General features: G+C 33.0%; 12 protein-coding genes and 1 pseudogene. 11 read left to right on the top strand and 2 right to left on the bottom strand.

From position 1 onward, the window contains the following. Positions 1–353: 353 nt before the first annotated feature. Positions 354–1,136: a YdcF family protein gene (locus tag BOQ64_RS14115; RefSeq protein WP_129057465.1), complete on the bottom strand. Its 783-nt coding sequence runs from the start codon at positions 1,134–1,136 to the stop codon at positions 354–356. 472 nt (positions 1,137–1,608) lie between these two features. Further along, a complete protein-coding gene (locus BOQ64_RS14110) occupies positions 1,609–1,839 on the bottom strand; it encodes a SymE family type I addiction module toxin (protein ID WP_228448384.1) in 231 nt (76 codons plus the stop codon). A 149-nt stretch (positions 1,840–1,988) separates the two neighbouring features. On the opposite strand from BOQ64_RS14110, the gene BOQ64_RS14105 reads away from it, so the two are divergent. The 11 genes and pseudogenes from BOQ64_RS14105 (at position 1,989) to BOQ64_RS14055 (ending at position 12,992) form a co-directional block, all read left to right on the top strand. Continuing rightward, the gene (locus BOQ64_RS14105; protein WP_129057464.1) at positions 1,989–2,390 is read left to right on the top strand and encodes a helix-turn-helix transcriptional regulator; all 402 of its coding nucleotides are present in this window, start codon (positions 1,989–1,991) and stop codon (positions 2,388–2,390) included. A gap of 131 nt (positions 2,391–2,521) precedes the next feature. Further along, on the top strand, positions 2,522–3,088 hold the full coding sequence (locus BOQ64_RS14100) for a hypothetical protein (protein WP_129057463.1): 567 nt from the start codon (positions 2,522–2,524) through the stop codon (positions 3,086–3,088). 381 nt (positions 3,089–3,469) lie between these two features. Next, positions 3,470–3,796: an ArsR/SmtB family transcription factor gene (locus tag BOQ64_RS14095; RefSeq protein ID WP_129057462.1), complete on the top strand. Its 327-nt coding sequence runs from the start codon at positions 3,470–3,472 to the stop codon at positions 3,794–3,796. 218 nt (positions 3,797–4,014) lie between these two features. Beyond that, positions 4,015–4,500, top strand: a complete 486-nt coding sequence (locus BOQ64_RS14090) for an SRPBCC domain-containing protein (RefSeq protein WP_129057461.1) — start codon at positions 4,015–4,017, stop codon at positions 4,498–4,500. A gap of 94 nt (positions 4,501–4,594) precedes the next feature. After that, entirely contained in the window at positions 4,595–5,173 is a 579-nt protein-coding gene (locus BOQ64_RS14085) for a YdeI/OmpD-associated family protein (protein WP_129057460.1), read from the top strand. An 18-nt stretch (positions 5,174–5,191) separates the two neighbouring features. Further along, entirely contained in the window at positions 5,192–5,590 is a 399-nt protein-coding gene (locus BOQ64_RS14080; RefSeq protein ID WP_129057459.1) for a DoxX family protein, read from the top strand. Positions 5,591–5,627: 37 nt separating this feature from the next. After that, entirely contained in the window at positions 5,628–6,185 is a 558-nt protein-coding gene (locus BOQ64_RS14075) for a DUF4256 domain-containing protein (RefSeq protein ID WP_129057458.1), read from the top strand. 816 nt (positions 6,186–7,001) lie between these two features. Continuing rightward, a complete protein-coding gene (locus tag BOQ64_RS14070; protein WP_129059738.1) occupies positions 7,002–8,516 on the top strand; it encodes a hypothetical protein in 1,515 nt (504 codons plus the stop codon). Between the two features lie 233 nt (positions 8,517–8,749). After that, positions 8,750–10,380, top strand: a pseudogene (locus tag BOQ64_RS24575) (LodA/GoxA family CTQ-dependent oxidase); the annotation flags it as partial. A gap of 81 nt (positions 10,381–10,461) precedes the next feature. Continuing rightward, positions 10,462–11,868 carry a LodA/GoxA family CTQ-dependent oxidase gene (locus BOQ64_RS24570; protein ID WP_410494853.1) on the top strand — a complete coding sequence of 469 codons (1,407 nt, stop codon included), beginning with the start codon at positions 10,462–10,464 and terminating at the stop codon, positions 11,866–11,868. Positions 11,869–11,870: 2 nt separating this feature from the next. Continuing rightward, positions 11,871–12,992 (top strand): NAD(P)/FAD-dependent oxidoreductase, encoded by a 1,122-nt coding sequence (locus BOQ64_RS14055; protein WP_129057455.1) that lies wholly within the window; start codon positions 11,871–11,873, stop codon positions 12,990–12,992. Positions 12,993–13,025: the final 33 nt, after the last annotated feature.

Below are 13,025 nucleotides of genomic sequence, written 5' to 3'. Positions count from 1 at the left end.
CTAAAATTCATTTTTGTCCATAAATCGCCTTTATTTCCAGGTAGATAGCATAGGTTGAGGATGAAAAAACATGGCTTATTCGGGCTTATTTGGATTTTTCCTTATTAAAGAGCTTTTTAGATGATTTGCCATGATTTTATATAAAAACAAGACTATTTTTTTGAAGAAAATAGACTGATGGTTTAAAATACAGCAATATCAATTCAATAGAGATGGGCTTTAGCCCATCTAATAAAAACATTACAATCAATTTGGCTTTAGCCAAAACTTAATTAAAACAATTGTAAAGCAAACCGGACTCTTAAGCTAGCTCAAGAGTCCGGTTTGTTATTCTTATAATAAACTATAAAATATTATTTATTCATTCCCAAACTATTATATAACTGCACCTGCCATATTCCCACGACCTCTTTCAGCATAACGAATGTAAATGCAGCATTATAGCCGTTAGGAAATATGGTGATTTCGGTATCTATAAAATCTGATGCCTTCGGAACAGGTTTTAATCCAAATGTCTGAAACAGCGCAACAGATCTTTTCATATGAAAACCTGAAGTCACCAGATATAGGCTGGAAGCCCCCATCTTTTTCAATATCTCGTTGGAAAATTTTGCATTCTGATAGGTATTCATGCTTTGATCTTCCTTAATGATATCAGAATCCGGTACGCCCATCTTTTTAAAATCCTCACTGAATAATTCTGCTTCACTGATTCGCCCTCTTCCTTTTCCGGAAATTAATATTTTACAGGGCTGGTTATTTTTGCTGTATTCATGGTACAGCTGGTAGGCAGTAACCATTCTGGAATAAGACATTGTATGCAGTTTTTCCGTATTGTTAATATCTACAACTCCACCACCTAATACTACGATAACAGGATTCTGAACAGATGTACTCTTTACCTCCGGCGTATTGATATAGCTTTTCTGCAGATATCCGGAAATTAGTTTACCCAGAAAGCCATTTCCTATAAGGATAACCATTGCAACTGTTACTATAAAAATTCCTACTCTCAGCTTTTTGCATTTATTTTTCCTTTTCAATAACGCAATAATAACTATTGCAAGAAATACCAGAAAATAAGGTTCTGTAAAAAGTTGAAAAACACGAAATAAAAAGTCTAGTAAAAATTTCATCTATGATAATTGATTAATGTTGAGAAAACATTGGATTTGCAAAGATAAGGTTATTTCACAACTGCTCTTTTTATCTATATATTTTTGAACCATTAAGAATATATCAAGTTATCAAAATCGGAAAATAAACATCTCTGAATTTATAATAAAGAGTTTCGGCGGCCTCCAGCCGCCGAAACTCTCCCCACAACCCTTCATCAGGCAAGTCCACTTGCCCAACCTTAGCTCCCTAAAAATATACAGCCACCATCATAAAACTTTGCGTCGAAAAAATTCTCTCACAGATCACATAGATTACGCAGATTTTTTGCCACGAATGCGCGAATAAAAAGGATTCGTTGATTAAAAAATATGCAGATTAATCTTATGAAATTTGCAAAAGAAGTTCCTCTTTTACCACAATAGAATCTTGCAAAATATCTTATTCGTGCATTCGTGGCAAGTAATATTTTTTAGTAATACACAGTTTTGTTTACACCTCTTCATAATTCATCTCCTTTTCTAAGATAATCTGATGTCTCCGAACCGTCACCAGCACTTTATCTCCCGGTTCAAAACCACTCTCCAGCAGCCACTTCCCTGCCAACCGGATTTCCGGGAAGAAAACCAATCTTCTATAAGCTCTTCCAAACGATTTATGGTAAACCGTAAGGTTTCTAATGGACACCATCTTATATTTGCCCCGAATAACTATTTCTCTCATATTGTTGTTTTTCATCAAAGCAAGAAATATCTGTTGGGCTATACCAGTTATTGAAAGGATATTTTATGCTGAAAAGCATCTATTTTAGGAGATAATTTATTTTAAGAAAGGACTCTATTCTTATCTTTTAAAACTTTATATTTGTTATTATGATTGACACAGATATGCAAAATAAAAAAATACATCAGGGTAGAAATATAAAACGTTTCCGTGAAATGCTGGGCATCAAACAGGAAGCCTTAGCTTTTGAACTGGGTGATGACTGGAACCAGAAGAAAGTTTCTCTTTTAGAACAGAAAGAAACCGTAGAATCTGATATCCTGGCGCAGGTTGCGAAGATATTAAAAGTTCCAGCGGAAGCAATTGAGAATTTTGATGAGGAACAGGCGGTTAATATTATTTCTAATACTTTCAATGACCAATCAAATGGTTATAACTACTATCCTAATTTCAATTTTAATCCTGTAGATAAGATGGTGGAGCTCTATGAGCGTATGCTTCAGCAGCAGAAGGAGATGATTGAGAAATTAGAAAAACTTTTACAAAAGTAATTATGTATATTATTAAAATAGCTCCAGGTCTTTATCCAGCACTTTTCGATATACCACTAATCTAATAAATAAGTAATTTTTATAGTCCAATAAAATAAAAATCTTTACGAATTAAACTGATATAGAAAATAATGAAAAAAATTACAGATATAGTTGGAGGAATAATTGCCCTTCTATTTATTACAGGAATTGGATATTTAATATATAAAATTATATTTATTGTTTTTCAAAATTTCAGTAAAATTGACATAAACATTTTTGTAGCTATTATTGGTGGAACAATTACAATAAGTAGTTTTTTTATAACAAGATATTTAGAACGAAAAAAAAGTATTGAGTTAGAAATAAGAAATAAAAAAATTCCCATTTATGAAGAGTTCTACGAATTCTATTTTAGCATTATGTTTAAAAGTAATACAGATGAAGAAATAACAACAGAAGAAATGGTTAAATTTTTTCAACAATTTAATCAAAAAGCAATTATTTGGTTTCCTGATAATATCTTAAAATCATATATTGAATGGAAAAATAATTTAACTAATTTTTCAAAAAATCAAGGGATAACTTTAAGAGAGATTATTCTTCATCAAGAACAATTTATGAGTCAAATTAGAAAGGATATTGGCCATACAAATAAAAATTTAGTTCCTGGAGATATTTCATCATTATATATTAATGATTTTGATACATTACAATAAACTCTTTATTTTTAATTGAATAATTATCAAGTTATTCGGTCATTCATGTGAAATCTCAGATAGAACTTTACTAACTACACTATTTGAACACAAAAATAGTAGTTCCGTTAAACCTTACTATCGTCAAAAAATGATGGAACTGATAATTACAGTGAAATGATAAGAAATATCTCTAGAAACTTCACAGATAAGGCTTCCATGAGGGACAAAGTTGTAAATAAGAAATTTACAGAAGCATTATTTAGATAATGAAATGGAGAGCATTAAGTTCTCCATTTTTCTTTTAATAGACGCATTTATAATTAATTAAAATAAAATTTCCTCCTAAAAACTTGCGTAGCTAAATAACTACACATATATTTGTAGTCAAATAACTACATAATGAATTTAAGAAGAGATGTTTTTCAGGCAATCGCAGACCCTACCAGAAGATCTATATTGATACTGGTGGCTGCACAATCTATGACTGCAGGAGCCATTGCTTCCAATTTCGATACCGCAAGACCTACCGTTTCCAAGCATCTTCAGATCCTTACAGAATGTGAACTGTTGAGATCTGAACAAAACGGCCGTGAAATTACTTACCACCTTAATCCCAATAAAATGAAAGAAATAGCCGATTTTATAGAGCCATTCCGCAAAATGTGGGATGAGAAATTCAATAAACTTGAAGAGGTGATGAAGGCGTACCAGGATAAAAATGCGTGATGCGAGATGCGAGATGCGGGGTACGAGTTATGAGGTGCGTGTTGCGCGTTTCGGGGTTCGGGTTTTAGCAGTATAAGTTTACAAATACAAAACCAAATAAAAGCCCTTTACTCCTATCCTCAACCCATTAACTCGAATCCTGCATCCCGAACCTTGTACCACGAAACACTATTACTCGAATCTCGCATCCCGAACCACGAACCCAAAACACTCAAAATATGGAACTTAAAACAAAAATCCACGCAGAAGACGGAAAACAGGAAATCTTCATCATCAGAGAATTTGATCTTCCTGTAGAACTGCTCTTCAAAGCCTATACAGAAGCTGAACTTTTCGAACAATGGATGGGAACCAAAGTCACCAAGTTTGAAAACCAACCTCATGGAAGCTACCGTTTTGAAACTTCAAACCCTCAGGGAGAAGTGATGTTCAGTGCCAATGGAACCATTCATGATATTGTTCAGAATGAGAAAATTATAAGAACTTTTCAGATGGAAAATACCCCTTTTCCGGTTCAGATTGAGTTTTTAGAGTTTGAAAAACTAACGGATAGTACCAGTAAAATCACCATTCAAACCATTTATAAATCTGTAGACTTCAGAGACCAGCACCTGAAAATGCCGTTCGCCCAGGGAATTAATAGCGCGCATAATCGTTTACAGGAAATGTTTAACGGGATACGTGTCCCGGGTTTCGAAGAGTAAGTTATAAAATTGTTATCGCTTAAACATCTCATACTCCGCATCACGAAACTCAATAACCCGCAACTCGCATCGCGAACCTCTAAACCCAACACCCATGAATCCAAAAGTTGATTTTTTCTTCGATAAAGCCACGCAATGGAAAGAAGAATTTGAAAAATTAAGAAGCATTGCCCTAAGTACCGAACTGGTAGAAGATTTAAAATGGGGCTGCCCCTGTTATACCTTTGAAGGGAAAAATATTTTCTTAATTCACGGATTTAAAGAATATTGTGCCCTACTCTTTTTTAAAGGGGCTTTGATGAAAGATCCTTACCAGATTTTAATTCAGCAGTCTGAAAACGTGCAGGCAGCAAGGCAAATCCGTTTTACAGATGTTCTACAGATCAATGATCTTGAAAAAGAACTCCAGGCTTATATGTTTGAAGCTGTAGAAATCGAAGAATCCGGAGCTAAAGTTGAAATGAAGAAAACGAAGGATTTTGAAATGGTTGAAGAGTTTCAGGACAGGCTGGATCATGACTCAGTGTTAAAAGGTGCTTTTGAAACCCTTACGCCAGGCCGACAAAGAGCCTATCTACTCCACTTTTCCTCAGCCAAACAATCCAAAACCCGGGAAGCAAGAATTGAAAAATGCATCCCTCAAATCCTTGAAGGAAAAGGCCTTAACGACTAATCACAAAACATAATCAATATGGAAACATCAAATCAATCTGAAAAAAGAACAAAAATCATCTACTGGATTTTTACCCTTTGGATGTCATTAGGCATGGTATCTACAGCCATTGTTCAGCTTATGAAAAATAAAGATGAGCTGGCCAATTTCACCAATCTTGGCTATCCTGCTTATCTTATGACCATCATTGGAGTCTGGAAACTGCTGGGCGTTATTGCCATCCTTATCCCAAAACGTTTATTACTAAAAGAATGGGCCTACGCAGGATTTTTCTTCGTAATGTCCGGAGCTGTGATCTCACATCTTATTGTGGGAGATACTGCCGGCAGAACCTTCCCTGCGGTCTTATTATTGGTTTTGGTTATCATCTCATGGTATTTCAGACCTTCCAACAGAAAAATTCCCATTGAATCTTAGTAACTTTAGTCTAAAATCAATCACTTAAAAATTTGATATGAAAAAGAAACAATTAACACCCGAACAAAGCGAAACCCTTTTAAAAGTATTACAAACGCGTTTTGAAAAAAACATGAACCGCCACAAAGGCATGAAATGGGAGAAAATTCAAACCAAACTGGAATCCAACCCTGAAAAATTATGGTCTTTAAACGAAATGGAAGAAACAGAAGGTGAACCTGACGTGGTAGATTATAACCAAAAAACAGACGAATACCTCTTCTTCGACTGCTCTCCGGAAAGTCCAAAACGCAGAAGTCTCTGCTACGATTACCCTGCCTGGGAATCCAGAAAAGCCAACAAACCGGAAAGCAACGCCATTGATAAGGCTTCAGAAATAGGTATTGAAATTTTAACGGAAGAACAATACCGCAAGCTTCAGGAACTTGGGAAATTCGATCAGAAAACGTCCAGCTGGGTACAGACCCCTTCATCAATCAGAGAACATGGTGGTGCTGTTTTTTGTGATAGACGTTACAATACAGTTTTCTATTACCACAATGGTGCAGATTCTTATTATGCTGCGAGAGGGTTTAGGGGGAGTTTGAGGGTTTGAGGGTTTGAGGGTTTGAGGGTTTTAGAGAAAAAAAGAAAAATCAAAGATTTTTCAATACTTATGTGTACTTCTTAAACGCAAAGCTTTTAACTTCAAATAACTTAAGTGTTTAAAAACTTTTGTGACTTTTGTGGTTTTATTATAACTACAGATTTCCCAGATTTACACAGAATATATTAGGCTAGAGATTCCTACGGAATGACAAACTATAAAAGATAATTAAGAACAAGAGAAGTCAGAAAAAATCAAAGATTTTTTTAAACTTATATGTACTTCTTACACGCAAAGCTTTTAACTTCAAATAAATTAAGTGGTTAAAAGCTTTTGTGTCTATTAAGAAATTGTTCTACGATACGTTCTTGAACAATGATTTTTTTCTGTAAAGACATCCTGTCTTCCCAAAATGGCTACTGGAAATCCTTTGTCTAAATCAGCATCATCCAGAATAATCAAGGGATCACTACTTCCGAATTCAAAAGTTTTTTTGACATTTCCTCCTAACGCGGAAGCAATACGTGTACCGGCTCGTTCTCTCCTTATTAGTACGATTCATTTTATGCTGGATTATCACATGAAAATTTAGTAACCATTCCATAATACATTATTTTAAAATTAAGTATTACTACTTAATTATTTTAAAAAATATTGCATTAATATTGTTTTTATGATAAAATTAAAAAGTTATCATAGTGTAAAATGAAATTTGTAAAATAGTGTAATAATTTTTTTATAATCAAAAGAATGTTATTACAATTTTAAAAATATAATCAACTAAAAAACTAATAACATGAAACTAAAATTCAAAAAATGATGCTCTTGAGCATAACGGCAGGTACTATTTTCAGCCTTATTTGTTGTAAAAAATCTATAGATTCTATAGAAATGAATAAAAATGATAAGGAGTCTATAGACCATTTTGAGAAAAAGTATTTTTCAAACTATAACAAATCATTCATCCCAGATACAGATGACGATAATCTATGGAAAAATGATACTTTAGTTGTAACCAAAGAAGATTCTGCGAGAGCATTTCATACCTGGTCTTGGCAAAAATATCTGCATTTAACACAGAATATTAAAAATTCAACAAATGAAAAAACTCAGGATGGTTTGCCATTGTTCTTAGATGACTCAAAAAATATTTTTCAAATTACTGAATATGGAGAACCTGTATATCATGAGAATAAATCACCTTTAAAATTATTTGCATTTCATCAAGCAGGTAGTGACCATCCTGTATTAAAATCAAATACAGACTTTGCTGGGATTTCTGAAGATTATACTGTTTTTTATTCAATACATATGAATAAAATTATGCATGATCAGATGGTTAAAGCGACATCTTCTGCTATAGAGAAGGTAAAAAAAGGGATTACAAATATAAGTGATTCTACAGAGGCCTATAATAATTATTCATTAGAACTAAAGGCTGCCTGGGTAGATCTTAACGCGATCCCCAAAGATAAACAGAAAAATTACTTGATTGTAAATAATGTACCACAAATAAAAAAAGCTTTTTTAAACAAATTAGATTCTCTCACCAGAAAAAATGATTATAATAATATAAATCTAATCATTAATAATCCTCTAAACTATCAAAACATATCCGCTGTTGCTCTTGTTGGTTTACATATCGTTGGCAAAGTAGAAGGATTTCCAGAAATGCTTTGGGCAACTTTTGAAGGTCAGGATTTAGCCCCAGATAATCTAAATAACTTAACTGATTTGAATTCAAAACAAAGACACGGTTTTAAATCAAATACAACTAACAGTCAGCCAATTGCTAAAACAGAAGCCAACTTTTTATTCTTTAAAAAAGGTGAACTTAGTGCAACGGATTCTCTGAATGCAATTAAGTTTGATGCCTCAACTAAAAAAGGCAAAATAGCTGATAAAGCATATCGTAAATATCCATTGGGGATATCCCAAAAGAAATATGATCATCCCAATAATTCTGAATATAGAAGACATGCTGACCTTGCTAATGAATTAAATAAAAAAGCACTTAAGAAAAGTGAAATTAAGCAATACTATAACGGTAACATATGGCTAGCAATGCTTAATAGCAAGGAGTCTAGAAATATAGATGTTTATCAGCAGTTTAATACGGGAAATTTAAAATTGGCAGGAAGTCCAAATGCGACAAATATTACGATGGAAACGTATCATCAAAATACCACCTGTTTCTCTTGTCACGGAATATCAAATTTTTCATTAGATTCTAAAAAAGATGTTCAATACAGAACCTTACTGAATGTGAGTCATATATATGGAGCTTATTTCGCTGATGCATATAGGAAAAAGATAAATCAAAAAACAAGATATTGTTAAATATCAATGACATAACATCTTTAAATGAATTGATCAAAACTCAAAACGAACAAAAATTAGAAGCAACTTTTAAATAAAAAATAAATCTCCTGTTGTTATTTGAAACAACAGGAGATTTTAAACATGTGGTAGATTATTTTTTCATATAGATCCATATAATATGATTGATTGACTCATCTCCTTTGTTAAAGATTAATAACCAAATCATTGTAAAATAATTAAAACTTATTAAAATGGAAAAAAAGTACATTAACGATCTTAAGGCTCAATTTATTGACACTTACCAAAAAGTTATGATAGAAAATGGAGCAAATCCAGCGCCTAGAGCCGTATTCAGAAAACAGCATGGTATAGTACATGGTGAATTAAGTTTAACCAATAATTTACCGATTGAAAAATTAGTAGGTGATCTTGGTTTCTTTGGTATTAAAGATAATTTCAAGTGTGTAATGCGTTTCTCAAGTGATACAGACCCTAAAAAAACAGATGTAAAGTCTACCATTGGTTTGGGTTTAAAGATTTTTGATTTACCGAATAATGCTGAAGGGTTTGAAGGAACAAATACAGATTTTATATTTCAAAATATTGATGTGTTTTTTGCTCAAAATGCACAACAAATGGTAGAATTCACGCAGATTTCCTCTTCTGGTGATATCAGCCAATTAAATGAATATTATAGAGAAAACAAAGAATTGAAACGTATTTTAGACCAAATGGAAAAATACGAAGACAGTTGTTTAACCACTGCATACTACCCTATCATACCATTCCGATTAGGTGAAAAACATATGATCAAGCTACGGCTTAAACCAGCCGTTGAAGAAAATTTCCCTGTCATTATGAAGCAGAAAGATTATTTAGCTAAAGATTTACAGCAAAAATTATCTAATGATTCTTTCCAGTTTATTCTTGAAGGACAGATCAAAGAGATTGATGAAAAAATAGCAGATAATCTACAATTAAGATGGGATGAAAGTTTTATTGAAATTGGTAGATTACACCTTCCCAAACAAGATTTGAATCTGATTGGAGTAAAAGAACTTGGTAATCATATTAATTTTAATTGCTGGCGTATAAATTCATTAAATCAACCGTTGGGTAGTATTGCTGAAGCAAGAAGAGATGTTTACAAATATGGTGCAGAAACGAGATACAGCGCTAATGCTTTAGAGTTTAGAGAACCTCAAGGAGGAATTTGCCCTTTTCATGCACAAAATAATGATGAAAAAATCACCGACCACGAAATTGTGAGTGCAGCAATATATCCTTCAATAGGTATCATGCGTGTAGGCAATAGTGATGAGTACTATATAGGCCCACAAGTTCCAGAACCCATAATGTCAATGATCTTTCTTTTTATAGGGATAAAGAAGGTAAAATTAAAAGACAGGCAGCAGAATTTAGAATATATGGTCTGAATATTAAAGGAGAAGTTGTAAAAGAACTTACCCATCCTGATATGAAAGACAAAGTTGAAATTGAGTGGTCTTGCCATTTAGCCAACCAGAAAGCAGCCTGGTATCAATTTAATCTTGCATTAGATATTCCGGAAGCCAATGAAGATGAGTATAAATATTCATTTAAAAGAAATTCAGAGATCCTGGATCGTATGAGCCTCGTTATTGATGGAGGTGTAAAAAATATAGACAGCAAATCGATCAATACATCAGCAAAATTTATAGGGAAATTTTTAAGAGATACAGAAGTTTATCTTGGAGAAATATTTTTCGATAAGAATTCACCAAATTCCAAAAGATTACATGTACTTGGAGGTAAAGGTATATCCAAAAGTTCTAAAAATGAAATTGCTTTAGATTTTGCCAATAATGATGGTTGGTATGATGACACTTCTGACGGACCAGTAACAGCCATTTTAAAATTCAATAATAAGGAAATCAATGTAAAACCGGCTTGGGTAATTTGTGCACCTCCAGATTATGCTCCTATGCAACAATCGGTAAGAACAATGTGGGATTTAATGAGAGATCTATCTGTAAGAGAACTTAATTTGCCTTCTCCACTTAGCCCTTCATTCTCTTATGATATATTTCCCATCTTTAAAAGAATGACTGAACTACAGTGGGTAAACAAAGGTTTTTTAACCACTTTTGGATTCAATGGAGCTTATCATTTCAATGAAAATATATGGATTGAAAAATTAAGGGATGGAACTATGAATAACCTGGAATTCAGAAGACAAATGTTTAATCAGTTTAGGCAGTTTGAGCTCCCAGGTTCTCAATCTCCAGCTTTATGGCCTTGGCTATATGGAGATGCTACGGAAATAGTAGGAACCGGAAGCCCCAGACAGCATAGTACACTTACAGCTTTGCAAATCAAAATGTTGCATCAATGGGTAGATGGGAATTTTATTGATGATTGGGATAAATATAAAACCAATTATATGAGTCCTAAATCTATAGATGAATATCCTGTGCAGGAGCAAGCCGACTTACTTACAAGAGCTGCTTTAGATTTTTGTTTAGCAGACGCTTTTCATCCAGGTTGCGAAATGACATGGCCGGTAAGAATATCTTCTATGTATGATTCTCCTTTTAGATTTAAATTTGATAGAGATCATCTTATTAAAGACAACCTTGATTACGGACCTTTTATAGATCAAACGTTACTTAATAAAATAGTTAATCCTTTCGAATTTCAAGTTCCAGGCGGTATAACACGTTGGATGGCTATTCCTTGGCAAACAGATACGGCATCGTGTAAAGACGGATACGACAGTTCATATGACTCTTATATTCCAACATTTTGGCCAGCACGAGTGCCTAATGAAATTATTACTTACAAGCAATTTAAAGCTTTACAAGAACAACAAGGAAATCCACAACAGCAATTAGAAATATTTAATCAGCGTTTTGAATGGTTAGAAGATTTACCGGGTAACCCCACTATTTATTCCCCATATGAAGAGATTATTAATAAAATGATCACTCATTTTGATGCTGTAGGCACAGTGCTACCTATGAAATTAGAAGAAAAAATCACGAATAATGATAGCACTAAAATTCCGGATACTGTGCAAGTTGCTTTAACCAGCTCATACACTAAAATTATCAATATCATTTTAAAAGAGACCAGACAAAAGCTAATAGATAAGGTTACAAAAGACAAGGTAATTGAAATAATTTCAGATAATGTATTGAATTCTTTCACATTACAAATAGACGGAGATATAAAAAAAGAGGCGGAACATCTATTAAATAATTCAGAAGAATTAGAAAACCTACTGTCAAAAGTTCAACAAACAAATAAAGATTTACAAATAGAATATGTTAAACCAAATCAAAAAATAGTAACTATTCATGAAAGATTTAGAAGACGTTTTAATTCTTAATAATGAATAACTATTTCGACATTATAATTATTGGAGGGGGCATAGCAGGGTGTATCGCTGCCATGCACCTCCATTCATTTTACAAAATTTTAGTCATTGAAAAACCAGAAAACACAAATGTTTTACATGGGGAAACTTTAGTGGCATCTAGTAAACGTATTTTTAGTGAATTAGGAATTGATATTGATGAAATAATGCAGAATCCATTGGTGGGCAAACCTACAATTGGCATGCAATCATATTGGGGAACCCCTCATCCTATCATGCAAGATAGCATACAGAATCCTGAAGGCCATGGCTGGTCTATCAATAAGAATAATTTTGTAAATGAATTACAAAAAACAACAAGCAAGCGAGGTATTACAATCATTAGAGAAAATATTATTAGTGTTTTTGAAGAGTCTCAACAATGGGCTTTGATTACAAAGACAAAGGAGGGTTTCGAAAATAATTATCAAGCTAAATTTATCATAGATGCTTCAGGACGTAGAAGTTTGATGGCTCAAAAAATGAACATTCAGCGCCTCAAAAAAGATCAGCTTATTGGGATTCATGGATGTATACACATTCCAACTATAAAAGAACTTTCTACAATCTATACTGTTGAAAACGGATGGTGGTATATTACCAAACTACCTAATAACAAACACTTGATTAGTTTCTTTACAGATTCCGATTTATGTGATAAAAAGTTGACAAAAGATGGAGATTTTTTTAAAAATTATTTTTTAGCTGAAAAAGATTTAATGAAAATTTTAGAAATTAAAGCAGAAATAATACAGTATGAATTTTTAGGTACAAAAGCATCACATTCGTCCTATCTTACATTTCCAATAGAATCGAATTGGATAGCAATTGGAGATGCGTGTTTAACCTTTGATCCATTATCCTCTCAAGGAATGTTTAATGCTTTAGCAATGGCTGCTCAATACTCCAAACTGATCATTAAATCGAATGTAGTTCATACCTTATCAGAAGACATTAAAAATGCATTTATAGCAGAATGTAATCGTATTGCAGAAAATATTTGGTCTCATTATGAATATCATCATTACATCTATTACAGGATGGAAAAAAGATGGCCAAACCAATTATTTTGGAATAGACGTCACTATCTTAAATAAGCATTATTGATGAAATAAGGTATGAGATTTACT

This window comes from Chryseobacterium sp. CH25 (assembly GCF_004119455.1).
GTDB lineage: Bacteria > Bacteroidota > Bacteroidia > Flavobacteriales > Weeksellaceae > Chryseobacterium.
This window is presented reverse-complemented; position numbering and strand designations above follow the sequence as displayed.